Raw genomic sequence first — 24,968 nt, 5'->3', positions numbered from 1 at the left:
CAAGTTTTCCCTCGATTTGTTACTTCGGCGATTGAGGGACCGGCGCCGAAGGATCTTCAGTGCGACGCATCGGAGCGAAGAAGCCGATCACGTCGTAACGGCCGACCGCGAGGAAGGTGAGCAGCAGGGCTCCCCAGGCGAAATCGCGGACAAAATTGGAAAGGCCGCCGAAATTCAAAAGGCTCGACATCAGCTGGAGAGCAACAGCGCTCAGAACGACGCAGACCACGCGGCCATAGCCACCCTCGGGGCGAACGCCCGCCATTACGACGATCAGGATCGCGATCAGAAGATAGGAGCTGCCATAATCGAACTTCACGTTAACGTTGCGGGCAGCGATGATGATGCCGGCCAGTCCAGACAGGGTCCCGGACAAAGCATAGGTTGCCAGAATGACCGCGCTTTTGGGAAAGCCGGCAAAGGTGGCAGCCTTCGGATTGGTGCCCATCAGCATCAACCACAGACCAAAAGGCGTGTATTTGAGCACGGCTCCGATTGCCGTTGCGACAACAAGGAAGATGACAAAGCTGATTGGCACGCCAAAGAGCATGTCATTGCCGATGCTCGACAGAAGTGCGGGGCTGCCGACGGTGACGGCGCGGCCTTGCGAGACGACAACGGCAAGCCCCATGAAGGCCATCTGCGTACCGAGCGTGCACAGGATCGGCGTGATATTGAACCGCGCGATTAGCATGCCGTTGAACAGACCACCGGCAAAACCGACGGCAAGGCAGCCTAACATGAAGCCGAGACTGAATGTCGTGGGATCGGCGGACGGTCCAAGCAGAGCGACCATGACGACGGCAGACGCGACGCCTGACAGATTGGCAAGCGCAATCCCTGAAAGATCGATCCCGCCATTGCCGGCGCACATTGCCAGCATGACACCGATCGCCAGGAGCCCGATTTCCGGAACCTGTCCAGCCATGGACTGCAGATTGAACAGCGACAGAAAGGAGCCGCCGGAGATCAGAACTCCAGCGACAAGCAGAAGCACGTTCATGACGACAAGCATCACGAATTGACCGCCAGTTCCGCGCATGGTCTCCTCCCATGTTTAGTGAACATTAAACGACTTCACTAAACGCTAACAAAGCTCAAAGACCGTGGCAAGCCCTATTTTCTGCGTAAATCCAGTTGCGATTGGGTTGCAATTGCCTTAAACATCGCGACTGATCACTATTCTGTTTAGTAAACTCTTTCGCACATGCAGCATCCGGAACCGCGATGAAGAACGGCAAGAACTTGACCATCAGGGACATAGCGGAGGCAGCCGGCGTGTCTGCAGCCACCGTCTCTCTGGTGCTGAACGGAAAGGGCGATATCTCTGGCGTCACGCGCGCCAAGGTTCTCGAAGCCGTGGCGCGCCTCAACTACGTGCCGCGGGCCAGCAGGGCGACGGCCGAACCCGGAGAGACACTCCGCTTTCTGAAGATTGCCAAGCACGGCCACACCGTCAACCGTGATCACAGCGTCTTCATTTCCGACTATATCGATGGGATGTCTGCTGAAGCCACGAGGCGCAACTACACGCTCGAAGTGGTGAGCTTCGAAGGCCAGCCGATCAGTTCGGTCGCCGAATCACTTGCAGGAGCGCCCATCTCTGGCGTGATTGCTCTTGGCACAGAGTTGACCGAAGCCGACATCAGGCTGATCCAGGGACTGGGATATCCGACGGTCTTCATCGATACGTTCTTTGATGTCGTCGATGCCAATTTCGTCGACATGAACAACGAAGACGCCGTCAACAAGGTGTTGTCACGCTTCCACCAACAGGGCTTCAGACGCATCGGCTTTGTTGCATCTCATGTGGAGACAACGAACTTCAGACTGCGCCGTGACGCCTTCTTCAAGAACATGGCACGCCTCGGGCTTGTCGTCGACGAAACCGACGTCCTTTCGGTCGAATCGACCTATGATGGCGCCTATAACGATACCCGCCAGTTGCTCAACGACGGGCTTGAGCTCGCGGAATGCTACTTCTGCACCAATGACATCATTGCCTATGGCTTTATCCGGGCCCTCACAGAGCATGGACTGCATATCCCCGATGACGTCTCGATCATCGGCTTTGACAACCTTCCGCAGAGCGCGACCATGAATCCTGGTCTCACGACAATCGAGGTCTCGAAACGCAAGATCGGCTACCTTGCAGTCACCATCCTTGACGACCTCATTGTTTCGGCCGAGCCACAGCCCGCGGTCAAGATCCTCGTTGGTGCAGATCTGGTCTTGCGTGGCAGCCACGAAAAACTTCGCGAACGCGGTACCAGAAAACGCGCACCCAAGATCGAGCAGCCTGCCGAATGACGAACAATGGGCTTCCAAGGCCAGCGAGAAGGCTGACTTTCATCCACACGGTCCCGGCACTCGAACCGGTCTTTGCGGCACTGGCGAGTGAGCGTCTCGATGGATGGCAAATCGCCGCGGTCGCGGATGAGAGCCTTCTGACGCGAACGATTGAAAGGGGTTATGTGGATGAAGAGGTCCTTTTCGATTTGAACACTCATGTTCAAAAGGCAAGCGCTGATGGCAGCGACGCGATTGTCGTCACCTGCTCGACGCTCGGAGAGGCAGTCGACAAACTGGCCCGAAAGACCGTGACGCCGCTTTATCGGATTGACCGGGGCATGGCTGAACAGGCCGTACAGCAGGCGTCTTCGATCGGCATCCTCGCAACCTTGCCAACAACACTTGACCCTACGACAAGACTTATCAAGGCGACGGCACAACGGGCCGGCCGCCACTGCACGATCGTGTCGAAGCTCTGCGCTGACGCATTCGACTGCCTTCGTCGCGGCGACAATGCGCAACATGACGAACTCGTCCGACGTGCTTTCGAGGACCTCTCCGGCGAAGTCCAACTTGTCGTGCTCGCCCAAGCATCCATGGCTCGCGCGCTTGAACGCGAGGGAGCAGACAAGCGCTATCTCACGAGCCCTGAACTCGGCATGGACCATATTGCAGGATTAATCCGTCTGTCGCGGATGAGCGATTACTGATTTTGAGGAGGACAGGATGGAATACAGAACTCTGGGCCGGTCTGGCCTCAAGGTGTCAGCGATTTCCATGGGCACGTTTTCATTCGGTGGGGTCGGTGATTTTGCCAAAGTCGCCAACCAGAGTGTCAGTCAGGCTCAGCGCCTGGTTGACTGCTGCATCGACCTCGGGGTCAATCTCTTCGACACCGCAAACATGTATTCGCTCGGACGGTCGGAAGAGATCCTTGGTGAAGCGTTGGGAACGAAACGTAACGATGTGCTCATTTCATCCAAGTCCCGGATGCGCATCGGCGATGGCCCCAACGACGAGGGCGCCTCCCGTCATCACATTATTCGTGAATGCGAACGCTCGCTCGCGCGACTGAAGCGCGATCATATCGACATCTATTTCATGCACGAATGGGATGGTCTCACACCACTCGACGAGACGCTGGAAGCGCTCCATACGTTGCGCGAGCAGGGTAAGATCCGCTACATCGGCTGCTCCAACTATTCGGGTTGGCATATCATGAAAGCGCTCCAGACTTCGCAGAGCAAGGGATTACCGCGCTTCGTCACCCAGCAGATCCACTACACGCTCGAAGCGCGCGAGGCGGAATACGAGCTCCTCCCTATATCTGTCGACCAAGGTCTCGGCGTGATGGTCTGGAGCCCCCTTGCCGCTGGCCTGCTTTCAGGCGCGTTCGGGCGCAACAAGACACCGGATCAGTCACGCCAGGCTCAGGGCTGGAGCGAGCCGCCAATTCGCGACAAGGAACGTCTATGGACAATCATCGACGTTCTTGAGGATATTGCCCGGGAACGAAGCGTCTCCGTCGCCCAGGTCAGCCTTGCCTGGACACTCTCGCGTCCCGCGATTGCAACACTCGTAGTCGGCGGCCTCAGCGAAAGCCAGTTTCAAGACAATATAGCGTCGAGCACTCTGACGCTAACCGAGGCCGAGTTGTCCCGGTTGAATGTCGTCAGCCGTCCGGCTTACATCTACCCTTACTGGCATCAGCACAATTTCGCGGCAGAACGCCTGTCGCCGGCCGACAGGGCGCTGCACGCGTCCTTCGACGACCTCGGGATGGTGTGATCAATCCCATCCGAATGACCAGTGGCAGGGTCCTCATGAGGTGAAATGCTCGTGAGGACGAACCACGCGCTCTAGCGTGATGGCAGACCGCTCTGTGCCGAGCGCAAAGCGTCGACCTGCTCAGAGGTCAACGGCCTTAGGCGCTCGCCTCGCAGCATCAGGAAGAGCTTGGCGGTCTCCTCCAGCTCCTCCATCGCATATTGGGCCTCTTTCAACGTCTTGCCCGCAACGACGGGTCCGTGGTTCGCCAAAAGTACCGCATGGCTTTGCGCAGCCCTTTCGCGAACGGCTTGGGCAAGCGCTGCGTCACCTGGGGGGAAATATGGGGCAAGCGGCAAGCGCCCGACCCGCATGACGTAGTAGGCCGTGAGCGGCGGCAAAACGTCGTCGGGATCCAGCCCGTCAAGGATGCTCACTGCAACCGCATGGGTCGAATGCAGATGCACGACCGCGCCCGATGTTTCCCGCGCGCAGTACATACACTGATGGAGAAATGCTTCCTTGGTCGGCTTGTCGCCGCCGACATGGACGCCCTCTGCGGAGAATTTTGACAGTCGCGCCGGGTCGAGGGACCCCATCGAAGCATTGGTCGGCGTCATCAGCATCTCGCCATTCGACAGCCGCGCGCTAATATTGCCGGTCGAGCCGAAGGTGAAGCAGCGATCAAAGAGAGATTTGCCGACCTCGGCGATCTCGTCGCGCAGACGGGTTTCTTCGGAAAGAATTGATGTCATGGCAGGAGGTCCCAGGCCTTAAGGAAGAAATCGGGTGCGCCGAAATTGCCGGACTTGAGCGCCAGCGCCATCTGCTCCGTCTGCCCGAGCGTCAGCGTCCATGGCACGCCGGGATCGATCTCCGGACCGATGAAAAGAGCATCGGGCGCCAGCGCCCCGACCACTGCACCTGAGGTCTCGCCACCGGCGACGATCAGCCGGCGGACGCCTGAGGCCCGCAGGCCAAGTGCTGTTTCGGCGAGGAAGTTCTCGATCAGCGATCCGGCCCGTTCGCGCCCGAGGGCCAACTGGGCGGCCTTGACCTCGTCCGGTTCTGCACTCGAGTAGATCAGTGGTACCGGTGCCCGCTGGGACAAGGTGCTGGAGAAGGCCCCGGACAGCGCCCAGGACAGCGCCCAGGACAGGGCGTCCTCGACAAGAAAGCGGCCTTCGGCGATGGCCAGCGGGTCGAGCTTGAGTGCGGGGGCGCCGGCCGCAACCGCGGTCTTGATCTGGCCGCGGGTCGCCTCAGAGCAGGACCCGGCAAGGATCATCGACCGCCCGGCCGGAGCGGAAAAGGCGGCTCGATCGCCGGACGGTCGCATCAAACCGACACGGCGGAAATTCTCTGGCAAGCCGAGCGCGATCCCGGAACCGCCGGTGATCAGGCCCAGTCCGGCAACTGCCTCGCCGATCACCCTGAGGTCTGCATCGGTCAATGCATCAACGACCAGCACCTGTTCTCCCTTCGCGCGAGCCGTCTCGAAGGCTTGGGTAACTGCATATGCTCCCTGAGCCACCGTCTCGCGGGTCACCAGACCCACCTTCAGCTGCGATTGGCCGGCCATCAGTCGGACCAACGAGCTGTCGGTCATCGGGGTCAGTGGATGGTTGCGCATGGGACTATCGGACAACAACTGGTCGCCGACGAAGAGGTGGCCCTTGTAGATGGTGCGGCCATTGGCTGGAAAGGCGGGACAGACGATCGTCAGATCCGTGCCGAGCGCCTGCATCAGCGCCTCGGTGACGGGGCCAATGTTGCCGTCAGGACTGGAATCGAACGTCGAGCAATATTTGAACATGAATTGCCGGGCACCCTCCGCCTGCAGGAAGGCGAGCGCCTCGAGCGACATGGCGACGGCTTCAGATGCCGGGTTGGTGCGGGACTTCAGCGCCACGACTACGGCTTCGGCGTCTGCGAGATCAAGGCCGGCCTTGGGAATGCCGATCGTCTGGATGGTCCGCATGCCTTCCCGCGACAGCATCAGCGCGAGGTCGGTGGCTCCGGTCAGGTCGTCGGCGATCGCGCCTAGCAGCATTTCAGTCTCCGATAAAAGAGGCGCGCGTTCAGGCCGTCGCGCCGTCGATGATGGCAAATCCGGTGTCGATGACCGCAGGCGTGTCCGGACGCTCGGCCCGCGACAGGAGCGCTTCGACCGCCGTCTTGCCGATGAGGAAGCGGTTCGAACGCACTGTCGACAACGGCATCGGTAGTGCCTGGCCGATCTCCAGCCCGTTGAAGCCGAAGAGGGCAAGGCGCTCGGGCACTGGGATTGCGGCAGCAAGGCAATGCATAAATCCGCCGACCGCCATGTCGTCGTTGGAGAAGACGACCGCATCGGCAATCGCGCCATCGGCGAGCAGCACAGCCAGTGTGTCGCGGCCGGCCATCGTCGAGCTTGGACCGTCATGCCGCTTTTCAACCGAAAGCGACAAGCCGGCCTCTGAGAGCGCTTCGCACAGCCCGTCATAGCGGGCCCGGGCACGGCGGTCTGCGGTCCAGTCGTGACCGACGTAGCCGATCCGGCTGTACCCGCGACGCACGAGATGCTCGGCCGCCGCGCGACCGGCCCGACGATGGGAAAGGCCAACGGCCAGATCGATCGGCGTGTCATCGATATCCATAAGCTCTGCAACCCGGATACGGCTGTTTTCCAGCATACGGCGCGCGGCATCGGTATGCTCGAAACCGGTGGTGATCAGGGCCGTCGGCTGCCAGGCGAGCAGAGAGGAGACGAGTTGCTGCTCCTTGCCGAGGTCATAATCTGTGACGCCGATCATCGGCTGGTAGGGGGTATCGGCCAGTCCGGCGTGAATGCCGCGCAGGACCTCCGGAAAGACGATGTTGGAGAGCGAAGGCAGGATCACACCGATGATCAGTGAAGCTGAGGATGCAAGTGAACCGGCTGCACGATTGGGTACGTAGCCTAGCGTATCAATGGCATCGAGGACACGCTTGCGGGTCTTGTCCGCAATCGGACCCTTGTTGCGGATAACGCGCGACACCGTGTTCTCGCTGACATTCGCCAGGCGAGCCACATGGGTCAGCGTCGGTGTTTCCGGTTGCATAAGTTGTCTCTCCATTTCGCCGCGTAGCCTCAGCAGACGACACCGCGACGCATGATCCGGCAAGCCAGGACCATGTCATACACTTTATCTCAGCGCTAACATAATTTGCTTGAACGTGGCTAGAGGATGTGCTTAAAAAATTATGTTAGCGCTGAGATCAGTGCTTTCTGGGAGATTACCACTTCGGGAGGAGTTCAACGTGAGAACCTTTAACAAGGCCGCGCTTGCCGCGTCGGCCGCGATGCTCTGCGCCTTCAGTTTCACCTCGGTCGTCCGCGCTGAGGATACCTATCGTCCGGAGTGCTTCTCTGCAGCACCCGACAATGCCAAGGTCATAAAGTACGAAAAGCGCGACGGCCCCTACAAGGTTGCCTTCGTCAACGGCTTTGCAGGCAATGACTGGCGCGTGACCGCCATCCAGGGTGCTAAGGCCTGGGCGGCCCGTGCAGAAAACAAAGCGAAGCTATCCGAATTCACCGTCGTCTCCGTCGGCAATGACAGCGCTGCCCAGATTGCAGCGATCGACAACTTCATCGCCGCCGGCTACGACGCGATCACCTTCATCGCCGTCAATCCGACCGCGTTTTCCTCCGTCATCAAGCGGGCCGAACAGGCTGGCACGGTGCTCGTGCCCTTCGATAACGTGCTCGATACCGATGCAATCGTGCAGGTGAACGAGAACCAGTTCGAACTCGGCGCGATGAAGGCCGAAGCCGTCGTGCGTGAAATCGAAAAGGCCAAAGGCAAGGTGGAAGGCAGCGTGCTCGAAGTCTCCGGGCTGCCAGGCAATGCGACCGACCGTGACAATCATCTCGGCATGCGCTCTGTGCTCGACAAGCACCCGGGTCTGAAGGTCGTCCAGGTGGTCGGTAACTGGGATGCCGGCACCGTCCAGAAGGTGACCGCCGACGCCATAGCCACCAACGGCAATTTTGACGGCGTCATGGTTCAGGAAGGCACGATCGGCGCGCTCAATGCGATGAAGAATGCCGGTCACCCGGTCGTTCCGATCGGTGGCGATGCCGGCAACGGCGCCCGCAAGCTGATCTCCGAAGGCAATTATCCGGGCGTTACCGCCGCACAGGCACCTGTCATGTCGGCCGTGGCACTCGAAGCTGCCGTGTCGCTGCTCGAAGGCAACAGCCTGCCGCAGACGGTCTTCCTGCCGATCCCGAACAAGGACAGTGCAGAGCTGAAGGAAGGAACGGACTACTTCCCGAACCTGCCGGATACCTTCTACACAGCGACAGGCTACCCGAACTGCTTCCCGGTATTCACCCCCGAAGAACTGCTCGGCCAGACCCCGGACAATACCTGATCCTCCCGGCTGGACGGCGGTTCCTGACCTCTTAAGGCGCCGCCGTCCGACCCATATCCAGGACATGCCAATGACGACAGCTCCGCTCATCGAGCTTTCGGGGATTTCGAAGTCCTATGGGCCGATCCAGGCCTTGAAGACGATCGACTTTTCCGCCCGCCCGGGCTCCGTGCACGCCATACTCGGCGAAAACGGCGCCGGAAAATCGACCCTGATGAAACTGCTCTCCGGAGCCATCCAGCCGACCACCGGCGAGATCCGGTTCGAAGGCCGTACCATAAGGTTTTCTAGTACGCGCCAGGCCTCGGCCGCCGGCATCGTCTGCATGTTCCAGGAGCTTTCACTGTTGCCGACACTCTCCGTCGGCGACAACATCACGCTCGCCCGCCCCCAGACCCGGTTCGGCTTCATGCTCACCAAAGCCTATGAAGAAGCCCGTGCCGCCCTCGATCTGATCGGTGCCGAGAGCATTTCTCTCGACACACCCGTCGAAGAACTCTCTCTCGCAGACCGGCAGCGGGTGGAAATCGCCAAGGCGCTCTATCAGAAACCGCGTCTTCTCATCCTCGATGAAGCCACCTCCGCACTCGGCGCCTCCGCCGTCGAAAAAGTGTTCACCGTCATCCGGAAACTGCGCGACGAAGGCTGCTGTATCCTCTTCATTTCTCATCGGTTCCACGAGGTCGAAGCGCTCGCCGACACGATCTCGGTCTTTCGCGCCGGACAGCATGTTCGCACCTTCCCGGCAGGCACGATCGACAACCAGAGCATTGTGTCGCTGATGATCGGCGAGACCATGGACCGGCTTTTCCCGCCACCGCGTTCGGCTGTGCCCGCAAATGTTGCGCCGCTTCTTTCCATCAAGCACTTGTCCTTTCCCGGTGAACTCTTCGATGTCGGCTTCACGGTACGCCCGGGCGAAATCTATGGTCTCGGCGGCCTGGAAGGTCAGGGCCAGCAGCGCGTTCTCGAAGCGATCTTCGGCACACTCTCGAGCGTCAGCGGGTCGATCGAGCTTTCCGGCAAAGCCTATGAGCGCCGCTCGCCGCATCGGTCGAAGTCACCGGAGATTGGCATCGCGCTGGTTCCCGAAGACCGCAAGACCGAGGGCATGATCCAGCCGCTATCGATATCAGACAACATGCGGCTTGCCGGTATCGGGCTTCACCACGACAGCGAAGCGCTTGATGCCCGCTGCCTCGCCCTTCTCGAACGCCTCGAGCTGACCTATGGCCAGCTCTCCGATCCGGTTATGTCACTGTCGGGTGGCAACCAGCAGAAGGTGCTGCTTGCCAAATGGCTGGCGCTCGGCCCACGCTGCCTGCTGCTGCTGGATCCCACCCGCGGCATCGACGTGAAGACCAAGGCGCAGATCTACCGCTTGCTTACCGACCTTGCCGGACAGGGTATCGCGATCGTCATGCAGTCGACGGACTACGAAGAGCTCGTGCATCTCTGCGACCGGGTCGCGGTCTTCTATCGGGGCCGCATCGCGCGAGAACTCAGCGGAGACACGCTGACGCCTGAAGACCTGATTTCAGCCGCCATGGGTCTCACCACTACCACACCAGCGCCGGAGACCGTGCAATGACCGCGCTCTACATCCGACGCAACCTACGCGTCATGATCCCAACCATCGCCTTCGTTGCACTCTTCGTGCTCTACATCGCCACGCATCCGCGGGGGCTCTCCACCTATGTACTGACGATCTGGTCCAACCAGTCGGCGCTCCTCGTGTTTGCTGCCTTCGCCCAGTTCTTCGTGGTCCTGGTACGCGGCATCGACCTCTCGGTTGGTGCGGTCGTGGCTCTCACCAATGTCACCGCTTCTTTCGTACTCGCTGGCGATGGTGGATCGCTTGTTTTCGGCATGACTGCCGTTCTGTTGGTCGGCATGGCCTGCGGATTGTTCACGGGCCTCTTCGTCTGCTTCGGCAATGTCCCGCCCATCGTCGCGACGCTGGCCACTGGTGCCATCTATTCGGGCATCGCGCTTTACCTCAGGCCCACACCGGGCGGCGGTGTAAACTCCGAGCTTTCCGATGCCTTCACCTACGCGATCGGTCCTATCCCGACCTCGCTGCTGTTGATTTTTGCCACCGTGCTCGTGATCACCATCGTGCTGCGCAAGACGAGTTTCGGCATGGCGCTGAAGGCGCTTGGAGCAAATGAGCATTCTGCCCAGCTCACCGGCATCAACACAACAGCGATGCGCATCTCCGCCCATGTGCTGGGCGGTCTTATGGCCGGCATGGCGGGGCTCTATGTCTCGATGGTCACGATGACCGGAGATGCCGGCATCGGCCCGACCTACACGCTGAACTCGATTGCAGCGATCGTGCTTGGCGGCGTGTCGCTTGCGGGCGGCATCGGCACGGCGATCGGCGTTGCCGTCGGTGCCATGCTTCTGAAGACCGTCGCCTCGCTGATGTTCTTCTCCGGCCTTCCTCCCCTCGCCCAGCCCTTCTTCGAGGGCCTGATTCTGGCGCTTGCGATTGCCTTCGGCTCCGTCGGCGTGCTGCGCGTCCGCAACAAACTGAAGTTGTTCGCCCAATGACAGACCGTGCGATACCGGGCCCATCGCGGCCGAGCCTTCCCATTGATCCCGCCGTTCTCATTGTTGCAATCGGCTGCGGTCTGCTACTGGCAGCTGGCGGGACCATTCTGCCGACATTTCTGACGGCGGGCTATCTGCTGCAGCAATTGCAAATTGCCTCCTTCCTCGGGATCATTGCGGCCGGCGCCACGCTGGTCATCCTGCTCGGTCATATCGACCTGTCGGTGCCGGCCGCAATCACGGCAATCGCTATCGTCACCACCACGATCGCTGGCTCCCAGGATCCAACGCTGGCGGCTTTTGCCATTCCGATTGGATTAGCCACCGGCGCCCTGATCGGCCTGGTGAACGGCATCGGTGTCGCATTCCTGCGCCTGCCGTCGATGGTCTGGACACTGGCGATGAACTCGATGCTGATCGGATCAGTCGTCTTCTTCACCGGGGGCTTCAAGCCGCGTGGCATGGCCCCGCCACTTTCGATCACGCTGTCGCTTGAGCGGAGTCTCGGCATCCCCAACACCTTCCTGTTCTGGCTGGTGGTGATGGCGGCCATGTTTTACCTGCTGCACCGGACCGTCTATGGCAAATACTTGATTGCCATAGGCAATTCGGAGAAGGCCGTCTATCTCTCCGGAATCCGGGTTCGACTTGTCACCACGCTCACCTTCGTCATTGCAGGCGTCTTTACTGCCATCGGCGCCATCCTGCTCGCCGGCTATGCCAACCAGGCCTATCAGGGCATGGGCGATCCCTATATGCTGCCGGTTATCACCGCCGTGGTTATCGGGGGCACGTCGATCATGGGGGGCCAGGGTGGTTACGGCGGCACGATCGTCGGCGCCATCTTCATTACGCTTCTGTCCTCGATCCTCTCTGTACTGCAGATGCCGGAAGCCTTCCGGCAGATCGTCTTCGGTGTCATCATTCTGGCCATGCTTTTGATCCGTGGCTACAAAAGGAGCTTCCGCTGATGTCTCACCTTCCGTCCGTCGCCGTCGTCGGCCTCGGCTCCATGGGCCTCGGCATGGCTCGCTCTCTGGTGCGCGCCGATCTTGCGGTGCGTGGCTTCGACATCAGTGCCGATGCCCTCACCGCGCTTGAAACCGCTGGCGGCGGCGCTGCCAAAAGCCCGGCCGATGCGGCAGCCGGGGCGGACATTGCCGTCGTCGTCGTGGTCAATGCGGCACAGACGGAGACCGTGCTGTTTGGTGAAAACGGTGTCGTATCGGCCATGAAGCCCGGCAGTGTGGTCATCGCCTGCGCCACCATCTCTCCGTCCGAGGCTAAGCGCTTTGCCGCCCGCGTCGAGCAAGCAGGTCTGCTTTATGTCGACGGTCCGATCAGCGGCGGCTCGAAGAAGGCCGAAACCGGCCAGCTGACTTTCATGGCCTCCGGCTCATCAGCCGCCTTTGCTGCGGCACGACCGGCACTTGATGCCATGGCTGGCACGGTCTACGAACTCGGCGACCAGCCGGGCATCGGTTCTTCGTTCAAGATCGTCAATCAGTTGCTGGCGGGGGTGCACATCGCCGCGGCCTGCGAGGCGATCACCTTTGCAAAGAGCCTCGACCTCGACATATCCAGGGTCTTCGACGTGATTACCAAATCGGCCGGCAATAGCTGGATGTTCGAAAACCGGATCCCGCATGTGCTGGAAGGCGATTACACCCCCCACAGTGCGGTCGCGATATTCACCAAGGATCTCGGGATCGTCTCCGATATCGGTCGCCAGACGAAGTTCCCCTTGCCGATTGCAAGTGCCGCCCTGCAACTCTTCATCATGACTGAAGCCGCCGGCATGGGCCGCGACGACGACAGCTCGGTTGCTCGCCTGCTCGCGAAGATCGCCGGCCTCAAGCTGCCCGGCATGGAAGAAGAGGACTGACATGCCGAAATTTGCCGCCAATCTTTCTATGATGTTCAACGAAGTGCCCTTCCTCGACCGCTTCGCGGCGGCGGCGGACTGCGGCTTCACTGCGGTCGAGTATCTCTTTCCCTATGACCATCCGGCCGAGGTTGTCGCCGAGCGTCTGCGGGCGGCGGGCCTCGCCCAGGCGCTCTTCAACATGCCTGCCGGCGACTGGGATGCAGGCGAGCGCGGTATGGCCGCACTGCCCGGTCGTGAGGCCGATTTTGCCGAAGCCCTGGACACGGCCATCGCCTATGCCAAGGTGATCGGGACGCCGCTCTTACACATGATGGCGGGACTGGCGCCGGCGACCGATCCTGAAGCGATCAAAGCCTATCGCGGAAACCTCAAGCGCGCCACTGAGCGGACCGGCGAAGCCGGCATTGGTCTCGTCATCGAGCCGATCAATGGTCGCGACATGCCGGGCTACTTCCTCAATGACTTCAACCGTGCGGTCGACGTCCTCAATGAGACCAATGCGGCCCATGTAAAATTGCAATTCGACATCTATCATCGGCAGATCCTGCATGGCGACGTGATCATGGCACTCCGGCAGATGATACCGATCATCGGCCATATCCAGATCGCCTCGGTGCCCGAGCGCCACGAGCCGCTGACTGGCGAACTCGACGACCGCAGGATCTTCGCGGAGATCGACGCGATCGGCTACCGAGGCTACATCGGCTGCGAATATCGTCCGGCCGGTGGTACGCACGATGGGCTCAGCTGGATGAAAAAACTCTAATCTTGGCGCGGGGACTCGGGCGGCATACGGCTGGGACCCGCTCCTACAAGACGATTCTTGTTGTCGATGACTCGATCGAACCGAAAACGGAGCCGCTTCCAGGCCGCCAACGCACCAGTCAACGCGTCAGCCCCCACCCATCGTACCAATTCCGGCGTCATTGCTTTCCGAAAGAATGTCCGCCTCTGTGAAGTGGTTGCCCTCGAATAGCAACAGCTCGTCGAAACCTGTGGCGAGAGCGTAGGCAAAACAGTCACCGAAATTCAGTCCAGTTTTTTGCCTGCCCTTGCCGAATAAGACCCAGACGGATGCAATACTTCGACGGAACTTGGAAGCGCACGGCCTGAGCGACTGATGGCTCAGTACTCACCTTCAATTGTCCGAAGTCTCAGGTGGAATCGATCTTCGTATCCAGGCGAAACACGGCGTTGGCGACACCACGGCGATGGCCGAGGTCGAATGAAGGCTCATCTTCCGGCAATAGAACGGCGACATCATCGACGCCGAGATCGCCAAGCTGCCATGGCGTGCCGTGACCGTATTCGAGATGCCCCCTGCCGATCACGCCGACGACAAGGGCGTCGGGCGTCTCTTCAAGGGCATGCGCGATGTTGCAGGCAAACGCTCTGTCCCAGGTTTGCTGGCCACGCACGAAACGATCGAATTCCGGGTCCTGCGCTTCCTTTGCAGTTCGATCAGACCTGGCGCCGCCGGTGATGTCGAACAGATACTGCCGGTAGGCCGCGGATGCCGTCAGGGCTGGGGTCAATCCGTCCCGATCGCTGACCGGAATGGCGTCCCATCCCAGTTTTCCAACCTCTGTTACCAGGGCTCGGCGGCAATTGAGCGCCTTCATCGGCACTCTGAATTGCCTGCAATAGTGGAAGATGGGCAGGTAAAGTTCGGCTGGAAAGCCCCAAACTGTTTTCCACTCTGACTGAGAGAGAAAGTCCTCTGTGTCCAAACTCCCCTCTGTCCATCGGTCCAGGGCAGGCTGGACACGTTGCGGGAACATTTCAAAGCCCACAACGACCTTTTTACGCAGCGCATGCAGAGCCGCAATCACATGCAGTTGCCAGCGGTGAATGTCATACCTGTCATGTGTCTCGCCGAGCAACACGACCCGCTTGCGAGCCATCTGCGCCATCAGAGCCTGATGGCTGACGGTTGATCCGGTGACGCCGTCGAGCCACGTGCCGGGTCGGTGCTCAATCTGCATGCTTTCAGTTTCCCGCGGCGTTTGACTGTGCATCGGACAGGATGAGGGTCAACCCGATCGGCTCACCTTCTGAATTGACGGCTGAGAGACGTTGCCCTGAATCCGCTGTCTCCTCCTTTGTCCAATGCACCACCGTGCCGCCGAGAAGATGCAGGTGGAAGTCTTCGGTCATCACATTGATGAAGCCCATGCCCGGGCTCACTTTCGAGATGATCCCGGTCCAGCTCTGGCTGAAGCCCGGCTCGTCATAGCGCAACGTGACCGGAGCGGCCGCTTCCAGTGCTTGGCTGAGGGGAGCGATTCCTGGATCGGCGGGGTCGAGTTCCGGGCGTTGCGGCCTGCTCATATCGCGGGTCGAAGGGTCTGTGCTGCGGCCGATATCCGCCAAGGCCGTCTCAAACTTTTCCAGCCCCTCGAAGCCGACCACTGCAAACAGGGTCGTGTCATCGGCCTTGCGGAAATCGAGCCGCGGATAAACTTGATTTTGCATGATGCTGGAAATGTCGAAAATGACGTCGGCGATGAGGTTCGGATCCATGCGGGACTTGTGATGTATTCCACCACAGACGAGCTTGCCGCTGACCTCCGTCACAGTTTCGACCGTGCCGATCCGTTCATGGGTCGCACCTTTGCCTTTGCCGATGATCATCAGCTTGCCCATGGCTGGCAGTCGCTGGATGATATCGGAGGCTCGTGCTTCGAGGCGGTGACGGGATTGTGGTTCGATGTCAGTCATTGGTTTTCCATTTGTCGAAACAGGATTGAAATTGGCCTCTCTCAGCGGGAGGCGGAAAGAAGTGCTGGCTGCAGGTCGAGATCGTGGATCTTGAAGTTTTGCAGCGACTGCGGCAGTCTGTGCGCGATCAGAATGAGGATGGTGTCGGGCAGCCGGCTGCGGATCGTCTGCAGCAGCGATGTCTCTGCCACCTGGTCGAGCGAACTCGTTGCTTCATCGAGAACCGCAAACCGGGGACGGTGCAGCAGAAGCCTTGCAAGGGCCAGTCTTTGCAGTTCACCACCGGAAAGCCTTGCCAGGTCTCGATCTGATGCAGCTTGGTGCTTGTGCATCAGGTGGGCGAGCCCGACATCTGTCAAAGCGACCTCGACGGCATGCGTGTCGAAATCTTCGACCCGTGCAGGATAAGCCGCAGCCGCAGCAAGCGATCCCAGTGGGAAGTAGGCTTTCTGTGGCAGGAAGAACGGCTCGCTGTCTGGAATAGCCAGATTACCGGCACCGTGTGGCCAGAAACCAGCCAGTGCCTTGACCAGCGTCGTCTTGCCGACCCCTGAACGTCCTCTAAGCAACAGGGTGTCGCCTGGCGTCAGCGTGATGTCCGGCAAACGGAGTAGCGTCCGGCCGTCCGACGCCATGACCTCGACGTGGCGAAGGCACGCACCGGTCTCCTGTAGTGATCGCGCAACGACGGGTCTGTGGCTACCATGTCGCTCTGCCGCCTGCAGGAACCCATCCAGTCGCGATGCCGTGGCAACCAGTTCCGCAAGATCTCGATAGGAAAAGATGAACCACGACAGCGTCGTCACGACCTGCGAAAATGCCATGCTCAACTGCATCAGGCCACCGAAGGCGACATGGCCTGCCAGATAGCCCGGCAGCGCGACGAACAGCGGTATGCGCAGCACGGAATGCCGGAACGGGAACGTGAAGCTTCCGAGCACGAGTTCAGCACGGATCAGCCTCTTCCAGTTTTCTGCGAGATCATCGAAGCGTTGGCGGAACTGCCGCTTTTCCGCCTCTTCGCCGTTGGACAGGGCGACCTCGTCAAACGCGGTGCGCCACCGAGCCATGCTGAAGCGGAAGCTGGCCTCCCGATGCTGCTGCTCGGCCAGAACGCCCTTCAGGGGCTTGCCAAGCAGATGGGTGACGAGACTGCTGATTGCGACATAGAGGAAAGCGGCCCAGACCATGTAGCGCGGCAGTTCGAGATCGATGCCGATCGGTGCCAGCGACAGGGCGAAGTTCGACAGACCCCAGAGAACGGCGAGATAGGAAAACAGCCCAACGATCTCGCCAATCAGGTCGAGCGTCTCTCCAAGCAGGCCGCGCGCGAACAGGCGACAATCCTCGGCGATGCGCTGATCAGGATTGTCGATCCGGTCGACTGGATCGGCTGCCATGTGCCAGAAGGCCTTGTTGCGGGTCCAGAGCAGCAGTGCATGGTCGGTCAGCGCCCGGCGCAAACGGATTTCCAGCACCTTGCGCAGATATTCATAGGAGAGGCCGCGAGCCGAATTGGCGGCTATAATTACTGCGAAGATGCCGATCTGCCGCAGGACTTCCGGACCGTTGACCTTTTCGATCGCGGAATAGAATTCGCCGGTCCATTGTACCAGACGAACAGCGGCATAAACGCTGCCGAGATTGAGCGCGACTGCGAGCCCATAGAGGAGCAGATTGAACCGTCCTCCGGGTGCCGAAACGCAGATGGCGATAAGCCGCTTGAATTGTCGAATAAGGGTCAACATGATGTTCCCGCTGAGAAAGGTGCCGGCTGAGCCGGCACCTCGTTGGCTCAGAATTTTACCGTGGCACCAATCTTGAAGGTCCGTCCCGCACCGGTTTGCAATTCCAGCGGATTGACGTTGGCGACGGCGGTAGAGCTCGCAACAGTGTTGAAGCCCGTGAGGGTGTTGGGGAAATATCGACGATCGAAGATGTTCTCGATGCCGAACGTCACCTCGACATTTTTCTTCGGTTCCCACTTGGCGTATGCGTCGAAGACGGCATAGCCGGAAGGCAGGTAGTAGGCCGCACTGCTGGCCTCCGTGCGACCGGCAGCAAAGGTGCCGAAGAGTTCAAACTGCAGATTGTAGTCCGGCAGCTCGTGCTTGACGCCCAGCACCGCCGTAAACGGTGCTGCCCCATCGAACGCGGTTGTCGCAGACGCGGCATTTACTTTCTGGCGTCCCTTGCTCCAGCTCAGGTTGGCTGAGAGCGTGGTGAAGTCGAGGACTTCATATTCCCCACTGAATTCGACGCCCCAGAGTTGCACATCCTCGACATTGTTGGACGTATAGGCCGTGACTGGCGTCCCGGATCCATTAAGGACGGTGGTTTCCTGCAGGCTGCGGATGAAATCGTGGTAGTCGGCATAGAAGGTGTTGACGCTGAAGAAGCCTTGCTCGTATTCGCCGCGCAGGCCGATTTCATAGCTCTGAACGGATTCCGGCCGAAGCTCCGGGTTCGGGATGATCGAGCTGCCACTGAACGGATCTGTGCTCGACTGGAAGAGCTGTGCCGAGGTCGGCATCTTGAAGCCTTCGCCGTAGGAGGCATAGACCGAATAAACCTCGTCGAGCTTGTAGACTGCGCTGAACGCCTTGAGCAGTTCGGTGCTTTCCTGCTTCGCCGGAGCATAGCCTGGCAGGCCAGGATAGCTGGCGTCGCCTGTCGGATCGATGGAGTAGGTTGCGAGGCGCACGCCGGGCGTCAGCGTCAGGCGATCATCGAGCAGCGCAATCTCATCCTGCAGGTAGATATCCGCGCGCTGGGTCTCCACCCTGGGAAAGCTGAACCCCTGGTTTGTGGCGATCGTGGTTACCCCGGTCAGGGCATTGTAGGTGGTGTTGGTTCCCTCGTAGTCACCCTGGGTCCGGTCGCCGTCGAAGCCATAGGTTAACGTATGATGGGTTGGGCCGAGGTCAAAGCTCGACGTCATCTGGATGTCGCCTTCGAAGAAGGTTTCGCTGTAGTCGCGGTATTGATTGTGCAGCTGGATCCGGTTCGAATAGACGCGCCGCTGATTGCTGTCGGTGGTGCGTTCCTGAGGCGAGTACGACAGGCGCCAGTTCAGGCTGTCGAGCCACGGCAGATCGGCCAACCACTCATGCTCGAGAGCGATGCGCTTGCGGCTCATGTCGAGGTCGCGGACATAGGGGTCGTTGACATAGGACGTCGTTGTGGGAATGCCGGTGGTCGAGGCGCTCATGTCGTAGAGCTGCAGAACCTCGGTCGCGCGGCCGAACAGTTCTCCGGTCAGCTTGACCGTATTCTGCGCGTCCGGTGTCCAGACCATCTTCAGTAGGGCATTGTCGACATCGGTGTCGGCGGGAAAGAGCTGATCGCAGCCGAAGTTCAGTCGCGTGCATCCCCAGATGCCGCCGTCGGCTCTAGCGTTGCTCAGTTCTGCCTCGCTTGCAGATGTATGGCCATAGCTGCCCAGAACCTGGATATCACCGAAATCATAGGCGCCGGTGATCTGCTTCTTCCAACTGTTGTCGAAGCTGTCATAGCTGCTCTTCAGCTCAAGCGCCCAGGGTTTGTCCGTGTCTGCAAGCAGGTCGGATGGATCAAGGGTTCGGAACATCACCGAGCCGCCAAGTGCATCCGCACCCCAGAGCACCGAGTTCGGCCCGCGCACGATCTCGACCGACTTGAAATTGCCCATGTCGAAGAAGTCGCGGCTACCATCGGTGATCAGTTCCTGGACACGGGAGCCATCGACCATCGTCAGCACACGATTGCCGCCCATGCCACGGATGGTAAAGCTGCTGAGCTGTCCCCAGGGATTGGTGATGGAGGTTGGACGGGCGACGGAAACGCCGGGTTCGCGGCGCACGAGATCCTGGATGTCACGGACGTTATAGTCCTGCAGTTCCTCGCGGGTTACGACGGTGATGTTCTGCGGCACGTCCAGAAGCTTCTTGTCCGAGCGCGTCGAGACGACGATCTGGTCAAGGACGGTGTCCTCGGCCAGAACCGGTGTTGGTAAGCAAACGGCAACAAAGGCAGCGCTTGCGGCCAGCATTTGGACACGGTGCTGCAATGACGCGCAAGGCGTCGCTCGACCCCGGAATTTCATGATTTGACCCCTCAAAATTAGTAGCAAGGCGGTCGTATTTAACATGAACGTTGGAGTCAAGTTTAAACATGATTCTTTTCATCATGTTTATGATTTAACGGAATTCCGTTGCTGCCGTGGCATTTTGAGATCGCGTGTTGGTCATGACTCGTGCTGCCATGAGCAAAAAAAAGACCCCCAAAGGCGGGGGTCAGTTCGTGATGGGAGTTATGTCGGGGAAACATAACGCGCTTCGAACGCGCATTCCCCAAGGTTGGTTCCATGGTGACGTCAAGAATCTCAACCTACTCAGACCCGCAGCCCGGCGCTTGTCTTCCATAAGAGAACTTTCCACCAGGAAGATACTGCTTGCCTTCCGCCATGCGTGTGAGTTCGACAAGCTCCTCTATGTCGGTGACACCTGAACTGACGAACTCGATTATGAGTTCGCGAGCATTTTCCAACTGATCTGGGGCGAGCGGACTCTCGCGCTCAATGTGGGAAAGGGCACGAACGGCGAGATTGGCAGGGGATAAAGGAAGTTGTTCTGTTGACATGGCGACCTCCATCTTCGCCGTGAGTCATACAACAGATTTCGGGCGGGTTGGAGTCTGAAATTTGACCTAGCCCATCTGAGCGTTGACCCGCTCACGTCGTGCCGTCTGGCAGCAGGACAAGTTTGTCATCGGAAAGCGGCCGCTGCAGAGCCCGTGCCTCTGACCAGGACGCCGTCATCCACATTTCGACTTCGTCGGGTTCCGTCAGCAGGACCGGCATCGCCTTTTCGTGGATCGGGCCGACGACGCCGTTTGGCTCTGTCGTCAGGAAGGCGAAGAGGTCGATCGTTGTCAGGCCATCCTTGATCTTTCTCACGCTAGTCCATTGCGGCACCCAGATGCCGGCAAAGAACATGAGGCTCTGCTGCGCATCACGCGCGAACCAGGCATTCGGCGTTCGTCCGTCGGCGGTCTTGTTGCCCGGGTTTGGCTCGGCGAACCTGGTGACGGGAACGACGCAACGATTTTCAACGCCGAGCCACCGCGTCCAGTGCTTACTGTCGGTCTTGCGCACATTGGTGGTGCCGCGATCGGGCTCAATCTTCAGCAGCTCGGCAAACTCGACCGGCTTTCCCCTTTTCCTCGCGCTTGGCGGCGCGCTTCTTTGCGGCCTGCATCAATGCGAATTGCGAGCAAGGCAGACCCCAACGCACGGCTGCAAGCTCACGAACGTCGTCATTATTCCTGACGATCGGCGCAGGGTAGTCAGGATGGACGTTAAGCGATGGTTCCATGTTTCCCATCAGATCGGACATGGTGCGGGCGTTGGCACGGATCGCCTCCTGGTTCGTCGTCACATTATAGAGGTTGCACATGTGTTCTCCGCCGTCGTCGAACTGCAAGGTCAAGAGATGTAGGTGACCAACTCCAAAACCATGGCACCTCACCAGAAAACTGCGAAAGCCAGCGCGCCGATTATCAAAATGGTTTCAAAGGCCCGCATGGGCGCCTGCCTGTCAGCTCTGCGAGAGCTTCATTCAATCGGTCGTTCTCGGACTTGGCAAGCATATGGTTTTTGGAAAGCTCAATTATCGCAGCGACAGATTCAGCCTCACTCCATCCTGCGGTCACGGCCTCTTCAATGAGATCCTGAAATGCGCGCTGGATTGCGTCCTTGCATGTCAGTTGGCGATCGGCACGATCTTCCTGCGGTGGCGGCTCAATTCTCATGACACTGATATTGCGCCGGAGATTTGAACTTCAAGAGCCGATCATCTCGCTACCGCTAGTGGGCAGCACCCTGCCGTCGTCACTACCTTATTTTTCGGAACTTGTGCTGTTCTTGGCGGTTGGTACCCTTCGGGCATAAGCGGCGAGACTTCCATGCATAAGACAGAGGTCCCAGAATTCATCGATGCAATCCTTGCGACCGGCACGCCGTTGATGGCTGTTGGTCATGATGTCTACGTGTTCGCAGAGGCGGATGTGCCAATTGAGGACTTCGACCGGGTCGTCAATGAGGTGCACGAGATTTGCGAACGGTACGGTGAGCGTGATCATCTGAGGCACGACATCGTCGCGTATCTAAGGCAGATCGGACGCTTCATCGATGATGATCATATAGCTCAACATTGAAGAGCCACAGAGTTTTACAGCCGGGTTTCACGCAGAGCGAGTAGGCGACGCGAGGTGCTCGAGCGCCGTATACGATCAACGGCTCAATGAGCTACGTGCCATTGATCTTTCGAGCTGAGCGATTTGGTTAAGCAGCCTCCATCGTCAGTCAACTTTTCCTCAGATCGGGCAGCAAGGCCTAAGACGACCGTCCGGGACGAAAGAAAGTGGCGAACTATCGTGCTTGGACAGAATCATTTTCCCCATCCAGGGGCTACTTCAGGTAGCTCCGGCGTGGTCTCAGGTTCTGAGGTCGCTTTCCGGTATCTTACGCCATCGGCGTCTAGAGCCTCCACCTCTAGTGGAATGTCAGCGGAGTCTGTTGCCAATATCCCAGAAAGGTCGCCTGGCGCCCTCCGAAGGTAGTTCTCCGCCCGATCCAGTGCGGTGATCAGTTCTTCCCGGATCATGGTAGCGCTCCAGTCGGACGGCAAACCGCGCACTGTGGCGTAGTCGTCGCTCGCAATAGACAACCCTTTGCGTCGAATTTCGTCGACGATGCGCAAGGGTGAGAAATGCGGGGGTTTTCCGGCCGCTGCCAGGATCACTGGCCCCAACGGGCACATCTGGTTTTCGATCATTACGAGATCGACGTAGTCGCGTGCCTTTCTCCGCAACGCAGCCGCCAGCACCTTGTTCACAGCGAGATCGGCGGGGTGCAAACGTGCTCCCCATTCTTCATCCCGTATAAGAGGGAAGAACCGCGTCCTAGTCTCACTCATCCATTGCACCAGAGTACGCTCCCCGCCGCGGATGACACTGGCCTCAATGCAGCCGTATGCGTTGACCTCAATGGAAACTTTGAAACCTTCAGCTTTCAATTTTGCAATGTCGGTCTCGGCGGAAGTCCCGATCTCTTCGTCCGTATCGTGGAAGATGTCGATGTCGTCGGAGAGGCGTGCCCAGTCCATATTCAGAACCAGTCCACCAGCGACATAACTGCTGTCGGATCGATTGCCCGCGATGGACGCCATGATCTCCTTCTGAATTTGCGTCAGGGCCATCAGCGAACTGCCTCAAGATAAGAGATCATTTTTCGCCCCATGGAATAAGCTCGCGCATCGCCACGCTCCATTAGGGCATTGGCAACGATGCGGGCCTTTGGTGGAAGTTCGCTCAACTTTTCAATGTCGATGTTGTCGAATACCCTCAGTCCGTAAAGCTCGGACGCTTTCTGGATAAAATCGACAAGGCGTCTCTTCTCAGCCCTGTGCGCAGAACGAAGTTCTGCCGCAGCTTTAACGATCTCGTCTCTGCGTGCCTTTGGGACAAGAACTTCCACCCTCACAAGATCGGCTGCTCCCCCAATCTCGCGGTACTTTTTGACACGTTCATTGACTGCCATCACATCGCTCCTTGTTGAAGGCAAATATAGGCGTATCCGGGACACATATCAAGCAGCGGAAATAGCGCGTGAAAAACTACCCTGTCATGCTAGGTTGCACCGCGCATCCGATCCGCCTCCATTCCCAAAGGATGTCGTCGCACTCCAACCAAGTGAGGCAGATGCCGCACCCGTCCTCATCGAAATCGGTCGCCTCTCGACAGAGCCGACAACAATCGCAGCCGACTGCTGTTCCGGTTGGTCGCCGAACCGACACAAGAATTTCCGTGAGAAGATATTCGACATCGTGTGCGTGGGTCCGCATCGCGACCTCCTTGATCGAGTTGATAACAAAAGAGATGGGAGCTTGTCCGTCGCGAATCCAGAGCCGCATCAAGCACCTTGCCTATCGCCGACCAAGGGCGTTTTGCGCATGATACCGGCGACGTATGGGTGGGGAAATTGTGATGACGTGGGGCAGAGGTCTTTTCAGATGTGCTGATCATACTGTGGATCATCGTCGCGACGTTTTCCGCGTGGCAGAGCGTGGCGCCCCCCTACATCGCTTGGCGCGGCTTCAAGATGGGCCAGGAAAGCCTTTCGAAGCTGTTTGGGCTGAGCCTCTATCGATGCTCACCCAGACGCGAACGCCACGGTCATAAGATGCAAGGCCGCCAGCGAGCACCTGGCCGCGATCTGTGTCTCCCATAGAGCCTAGATCATGTGGGCAGTCCACCAGAGCCGCGACCACAATTGGTGTCAGCACGTTAAAGAAGGCCTGATCCGGCGTCGGCCGGTCAAGTGATGAATGCGAGCGTCGGTATTGTAAAATGTCAGATAACGGCCGATGCCAGCGCGAGCCGGACACCGTTTTGTAGGCGTGCTTTGTCGGAGCCGTTGCCTCGGCGGACCAGTCGTGTGGAGGCAGAACTCGTCGCAAGTGCCAAACGTGTCACCAAAGTCGGAAAGCTGATCGACGGGACAATCCTTGGAACCCGATGCGATGCCGATTATCATTGCCACTCTTCTCAAAGAGCTTTCCGCTTTTCCGCGGCTCTCAGCGAATGCAATGGCTGCGCGCTCAGTCGGTGGGGCGCCTAGGTCAGAGGGTAGTAAACCGCGCGTACACCAAACCTTTCGCGCTGGTGACAAGAATATTCAACAAATGCAAATCGAGAGTTAACGCGTGGCTCGCAGTATTTGCAGCTTAACCGCTATCGAGATCAAGCGACTTCCCCCTCACTGACAGTGGCACATCTCTCGTGACCCCGCCCGCACCGTCGGACAATTTAGATAGTCGTTTGCTTCGGTGCGGCAAAGGCGCCTGCAGAAGATTGCCACCTATTCCTGAAACGATACAACTTGTCCCTTAGAATGCCAGCCGTCGACGCAGCAAGGGAAGTCTTTGCTGCGGCGACAAGGTCTCGAGGCATTTGCTACATAAATCCGTAAATCTCTGTAGGGATCTACATGTTCAAGCCGTCCATGTTCAGCCTAGTCCTTGTTGCAGGACTGGCATCAGCTCTTGCCTCAAGCCGCGCCGACACTATCTTCGATAGCGCCGGCCACAGGGCTATGCAATGCTGAAGCCGCTCAAAGCCTCGTCGACAAGCCGAAGCCCACAGACGCGCAGGCAATGCAACTGACCAACGCAAAGACCGTTCGCCAGATCGAGCCGGGCCAGATGGTGACACAGGACTTCCAAGAAGATCGCGTGACCATCGAGACCGGTACTGTGTCCGGCCTGGTCATTGCGGCCAGGTGCGGCTGAGCGTGATGAAGCGT

Annotated in this window: 24 protein-coding genes and 2 pseudogenes; 11 read left to right on the top strand and 15 right to left on the bottom strand. The window is 59.1% G+C overall.

The window, feature by feature from the left end; all coding sequences use genetic code 11:
* Window positions 1-19: 19 nt before the first annotated feature.
* Window positions 20-1,042 carry an ABC transporter permease gene (locus LQ231_RS24075; protein WP_113144348.1) on the bottom strand — a complete coding sequence of 341 codons (1,023 nt, stop codon included), beginning with the start codon at window positions 1,040-1,042 and terminating at the stop codon, window positions 20-22.
* A gap of 185 nt (window positions 1,043-1,227) precedes the next feature.
* Between LQ231_RS24075 and LQ231_RS24070 the strand changes: the two genes are divergently transcribed.
* The 3 genes from LQ231_RS24070 to LQ231_RS24060 are packed head-to-tail and all read left to right on the top strand — an operon-like array spanning window position 1,228 to window position 4,080.
* Entirely contained in the window at window positions 1,228-2,310 is a 1,083-nt protein-coding gene (locus LQ231_RS24070) for a LacI family DNA-binding transcriptional regulator (RefSeq protein ID WP_230174505.1), read from the top strand.
* Window positions 2,307-3,002: an aspartate/glutamate racemase family protein gene (locus LQ231_RS24065; protein WP_230174503.1), complete on the top strand. Its 696-nt coding sequence runs from the start codon at window positions 2,307-2,309 to the stop codon at window positions 3,000-3,002. The genes LQ231_RS24070 and LQ231_RS24065 overlap by 4 nt, the downstream gene beginning before the upstream one ends.
* A 16-nt stretch (window positions 3,003-3,018) precedes the next feature.
* Window positions 3,019-4,080 carry an aldo/keto reductase gene (locus tag LQ231_RS24060; RefSeq protein WP_230174501.1) on the top strand — a complete coding sequence of 354 codons (1,062 nt, stop codon included), beginning with the start codon at window positions 3,019-3,021 and terminating at the stop codon, window positions 4,078-4,080.
* 71 nt (window positions 4,081-4,151) lie between these two features.
* Here the strand turns inward: LQ231_RS24060 and otnC are convergent, their stop codons facing one another.
* Genes otnC through LQ231_RS24045 form a run of 3 tightly spaced genes read right to left on the bottom strand, consistent with a single transcriptional unit; the run spans window position 4,152 to window position 7,142 of the window.
* Window positions 4,152-4,814 carry a 3-oxo-tetronate 4-phosphate decarboxylase gene (gene otnC / locus LQ231_RS24055; protein WP_230174499.1) on the bottom strand — a complete coding sequence of 221 codons (663 nt, stop codon included), beginning with the start codon at window positions 4,812-4,814 and terminating at the stop codon, window positions 4,152-4,154.
* Window positions 4,811-6,112: a 3-oxo-tetronate kinase gene (gene otnK / locus LQ231_RS24050; RefSeq protein ID WP_230174497.1), complete on the bottom strand. Its 1,302-nt coding sequence runs from the start codon at window positions 6,110-6,112 to the stop codon at window positions 4,811-4,813. The genes otnC and otnK overlap by 4 nt, the downstream gene beginning before the upstream one ends.
* 28 nt (window positions 6,113-6,140) lie before the next feature.
* The gene (locus tag LQ231_RS24045) at window positions 6,141-7,142 is read right to left on the bottom strand and encodes a LacI family DNA-binding transcriptional regulator (protein WP_230174495.1); all 1,002 of its coding nucleotides are present in this window, start codon (window positions 7,140-7,142) and stop codon (window positions 6,141-6,143) included.
* Window positions 7,143-7,341: 199 nt separating this feature from the next.
* Between LQ231_RS24045 and LQ231_RS24040 the strand changes: the two genes are divergently transcribed.
* The 6 genes from LQ231_RS24040 (at window position 7,342) to otnI (ending at window position 13,670) form a co-directional block, all read left to right on the top strand.
* On the top strand, window positions 7,342-8,460 hold the full coding sequence (locus tag LQ231_RS24040; protein ID WP_230174494.1) for a sugar ABC transporter substrate-binding protein: 1,119 nt from the start codon (window positions 7,342-7,344) through the stop codon (window positions 8,458-8,460).
* A 70-nt stretch (window positions 8,461-8,530) separates the two neighbouring features.
* On the top strand, window positions 8,531-10,051 hold the full coding sequence (locus LQ231_RS24035) for a sugar ABC transporter ATP-binding protein (RefSeq protein ID WP_230174493.1): 1,521 nt from the start codon (window positions 8,531-8,533) through the stop codon (window positions 10,049-10,051).
* Window positions 10,048-11,016 carry an ABC transporter permease gene (locus tag LQ231_RS24030; protein ID WP_230174492.1) on the top strand — a complete coding sequence of 323 codons (969 nt, stop codon included), beginning with the start codon at window positions 10,048-10,050 and terminating at the stop codon, window positions 11,014-11,016. The genes LQ231_RS24035 and LQ231_RS24030 overlap by 4 nt, the downstream gene beginning before the upstream one ends.
* Window positions 11,013-11,987, top strand: coding sequence for an ABC transporter permease (locus LQ231_RS24025; protein ID WP_230174491.1), 975 nt, complete (start codon window positions 11,013-11,015; stop codon window positions 11,985-11,987). The genes LQ231_RS24030 and LQ231_RS24025 overlap by 4 nt, the downstream gene beginning before the upstream one ends.
* Window positions 11,987-12,901 (top strand): L-threonate dehydrogenase, encoded by a 915-nt coding sequence (gene ltnD / locus LQ231_RS24020; RefSeq protein WP_230174490.1) that lies wholly within the window; start codon window positions 11,987-11,989, stop codon window positions 12,899-12,901. The genes LQ231_RS24025 and ltnD overlap by 1 nt, the downstream gene beginning before the upstream one ends.
* A gap of 1 nt (window position 12,902) precedes the next feature.
* Window positions 12,903-13,670 (top strand): 2-oxo-tetronate isomerase, encoded by a 768-nt coding sequence (otnI, locus tag LQ231_RS24015; RefSeq protein WP_230174489.1) that lies wholly within the window; start codon window positions 12,903-12,905, stop codon window positions 13,668-13,670.
* A gap of 126 nt (window positions 13,671-13,796) precedes the next feature.
* Here the strand turns inward: otnI and LQ231_RS24010 are convergent.
* The 8 genes and pseudogenes from LQ231_RS24010 to LQ231_RS27330 all read right to left on the bottom strand — a co-directional run.
* Window positions 13,797-13,964 (bottom strand): annotated as a pseudogene (locus LQ231_RS24010) (type II toxin-antitoxin system VapC family toxin); the annotation flags it as partial.
* Window positions 13,965-14,058: 94 nt separating this feature from the next.
* Window positions 14,059-14,889, bottom strand: a complete 831-nt coding sequence (locus LQ231_RS24005; protein ID WP_230174488.1) for a ChaN family lipoprotein — start codon at window positions 14,887-14,889, stop codon at window positions 14,059-14,061.
* Window positions 14,890-14,893: 4 nt separating this feature from the next.
* Window positions 14,894-15,625: a hypothetical protein gene (locus LQ231_RS24000; protein WP_230174487.1), complete on the bottom strand. Its 732-nt coding sequence runs from the start codon at window positions 15,623-15,625 to the stop codon at window positions 14,894-14,896.
* Window positions 15,626-15,666: 41 nt separating this feature from the next.
* The gene (locus LQ231_RS23995) at window positions 15,667-17,373 is read right to left on the bottom strand and encodes an SbmA/BacA-like family transporter (RefSeq protein WP_230174486.1); all 1,707 of its coding nucleotides are present in this window, start codon (window positions 17,371-17,373) and stop codon (window positions 15,667-15,669) included.
* 47 nt (window positions 17,374-17,420) lie between these two features.
* On the bottom strand, window positions 17,421-19,655 hold the full coding sequence (locus LQ231_RS23990) for a TonB-dependent hemoglobin/transferrin/lactoferrin family receptor (RefSeq protein WP_230174485.1): 2,235 nt from the start codon (window positions 19,653-19,655) through the stop codon (window positions 17,421-17,423).
* Between the two features lie 338 nt (window positions 19,656-19,993).
* On the bottom strand, window positions 19,994-20,245 hold the full coding sequence (locus tag LQ231_RS23985) for a hypothetical protein (RefSeq protein ID WP_230174484.1): 252 nt from the start codon (window positions 20,243-20,245) through the stop codon (window positions 19,994-19,996).
* A gap of 91 nt (window positions 20,246-20,336) precedes the next feature.
* Complete coding sequence (locus LQ231_RS27335; RefSeq protein ID WP_356637426.1) at window positions 20,337-20,759, bottom strand: SOS response-associated peptidase family protein; 423 nt, start codon at window positions 20,757-20,759, stop codon at window positions 20,337-20,339.
* A gap of 22 nt (window positions 20,760-20,781) precedes the next feature.
* Complete coding sequence (locus LQ231_RS27330) at window positions 20,782-21,093, bottom strand: SOS response-associated peptidase family protein (RefSeq protein WP_356637423.1); 312 nt, start codon at window positions 21,091-21,093, stop codon at window positions 20,782-20,784.
* Between the two features lie 475 nt (window positions 21,094-21,568).
* On the opposite strand from LQ231_RS27330, the gene LQ231_RS23975 reads away from it, so the two are divergent.
* Window positions 21,569-21,820 carry a hypothetical protein gene (locus LQ231_RS23975; protein WP_230174483.1) on the top strand — a complete coding sequence of 84 codons (252 nt, stop codon included), beginning with the start codon at window positions 21,569-21,571 and terminating at the stop codon, window positions 21,818-21,820.
* A 233-nt stretch (window positions 21,821-22,053) separates the two neighbouring features.
* Here the strand turns inward: LQ231_RS23975 and LQ231_RS23970 are convergent, their stop codons facing one another.
* The 3 genes and pseudogenes from LQ231_RS23970 to LQ231_RS23960 all read right to left on the bottom strand — a co-directional run.
* Entirely contained in the window at window positions 22,054-22,863 is an 810-nt protein-coding gene (locus LQ231_RS23970; RefSeq protein WP_230174481.1) for a nucleotidyl transferase AbiEii/AbiGii toxin family protein, read from the bottom strand.
* On the bottom strand, window positions 22,863-23,204 hold the full coding sequence (locus tag LQ231_RS23965) for a hypothetical protein (RefSeq protein ID WP_230174479.1): 342 nt from the start codon (window positions 23,202-23,204) through the stop codon (window positions 22,863-22,865). Before LQ231_RS23965 ends, LQ231_RS23970 begins: the two co-directional genes overlap by 1 nt.
* A 718-nt stretch (window positions 23,205-23,922) precedes the next feature.
* Window positions 23,923-24,066: pseudogene (locus LQ231_RS23960) on the bottom strand (IS3 family transposase); the annotation flags it as partial.
* 618 nt (window positions 24,067-24,684) lie between these two features.
* Between LQ231_RS23960 and LQ231_RS27240 the strand changes: the two are divergent.
* Window positions 24,685-24,954, top strand: coding sequence for an I78 family peptidase inhibitor (locus LQ231_RS27240; RefSeq protein WP_356637419.1), 270 nt, complete (start codon window positions 24,685-24,687; stop codon window positions 24,952-24,954).
* The last annotated feature ends 14 nt before the right edge of the window (window positions 24,955-24,968 follow it).

This window comes from Rhizobium sp. CECT 9324 (assembly GCF_918741265.1).
Taxonomy (GTDB): domain Bacteria; phylum Pseudomonadota; class Alphaproteobacteria; order Rhizobiales; family Rhizobiaceae; genus Allorhizobium.
This window is presented reverse-complemented; position numbering and strand designations above follow the sequence as displayed.

Excerpts from the sequence above, each read along its gene's own strand:
- LQ231_RS24075 (WP_113144348.1), bottom strand. The coding sequence starts at position 1,042 with ATGCGCGGAACTGGCGGTCAATTCGTGATGCTTGTCGTCATGAACGTG.
- LQ231_RS24070 (WP_230174505.1), top strand. The coding sequence starts at position 1,228 with ATGAAGAACGGCAAGAACTTGACCATCAGGGACATAGCGGAGGCAGCC.
- LQ231_RS24065 (WP_230174503.1), top strand. The coding sequence starts at position 2,307 with ATGACGAACAATGGGCTTCCAAGGCCAGCGAGAAGGCTGACTTTCATC.
- LQ231_RS24060 (WP_230174501.1), top strand. The coding sequence starts at position 3,019 with ATGGAATACAGAACTCTGGGCCGGTCTGGCCTCAAGGTGTCAGCGATT.
- otnC (WP_230174499.1), bottom strand. The coding sequence starts at position 4,814 with ATGACATCAATTCTTTCCGAAGAAACCCGTCTGCGCGACGAGATCGCC.
- otnK (WP_230174497.1), bottom strand. The coding sequence starts at position 6,112 with ATGCTGCTAGGCGCGATCGCCGACGACCTGACCGGAGCCACCGACCTC.
- LQ231_RS24045 (WP_230174495.1), bottom strand. The coding sequence starts at position 7,142 with ATGCAACCGGAAACACCGACGCTGACCCATGTGGCTCGCCTGGCGAAT.
- LQ231_RS24035 (WP_230174493.1), top strand. The coding sequence starts at position 8,531 with ATGACGACAGCTCCGCTCATCGAGCTTTCGGGGATTTCGAAGTCCTAT.
- LQ231_RS24030 (WP_230174492.1), top strand. The coding sequence starts at position 10,048 with ATGACCGCGCTCTACATCCGACGCAACCTACGCGTCATGATCCCAACC.
- LQ231_RS24025 (WP_230174491.1), top strand. The coding sequence starts at position 11,013 with ATGACAGACCGTGCGATACCGGGCCCATCGCGGCCGAGCCTTCCCATT.
- ltnD (WP_230174490.1), top strand. The coding sequence starts at position 11,987 with ATGTCTCACCTTCCGTCCGTCGCCGTCGTCGGCCTCGGCTCCATGGGC.
- otnI (WP_230174489.1), top strand. The coding sequence starts at position 12,903 with ATGCCGAAATTTGCCGCCAATCTTTCTATGATGTTCAACGAAGTGCCC.
- LQ231_RS24005 (WP_230174488.1), bottom strand. The coding sequence starts at position 14,889 with ATGCAGATTGAGCACCGACCCGGCACGTGGCTCGACGGCGTCACCGGA.
- LQ231_RS24000 (WP_230174487.1), bottom strand. The coding sequence starts at position 15,625 with ATGACTGACATCGAACCACAATCCCGTCACCGCCTCGAAGCACGAGCC.
- LQ231_RS23995 (WP_230174486.1), bottom strand. The coding sequence starts at position 17,373 with ATGTTGACCCTTATTCGACAATTCAAGCGGCTTATCGCCATCTGCGTT.
- LQ231_RS23990 (WP_230174485.1), bottom strand. The coding sequence starts at position 19,655 with ATGCTGGCCGCAAGCGCTGCCTTTGTTGCCGTTTGCTTACCAACACCG.
- LQ231_RS23985 (WP_230174484.1), bottom strand. The coding sequence starts at position 20,245 with ATGTCAACAGAACAACTTCCTTTATCCCCTGCCAATCTCGCCGTTCGT.
- LQ231_RS23975 (WP_230174483.1), top strand. The coding sequence starts at position 21,569 with ATGCATAAGACAGAGGTCCCAGAATTCATCGATGCAATCCTTGCGACC.
- LQ231_RS23970 (WP_230174481.1), bottom strand. The coding sequence starts at position 22,863 with ATGGCCCTGACGCAAATTCAGAAGGAGATCATGGCGTCCATCGCGGGC.
- LQ231_RS23965 (WP_230174479.1), bottom strand. The coding sequence starts at position 23,204 with ATGGCAGTCAATGAACGTGTCAAAAAGTACCGCGAGATTGGGGGAGCA.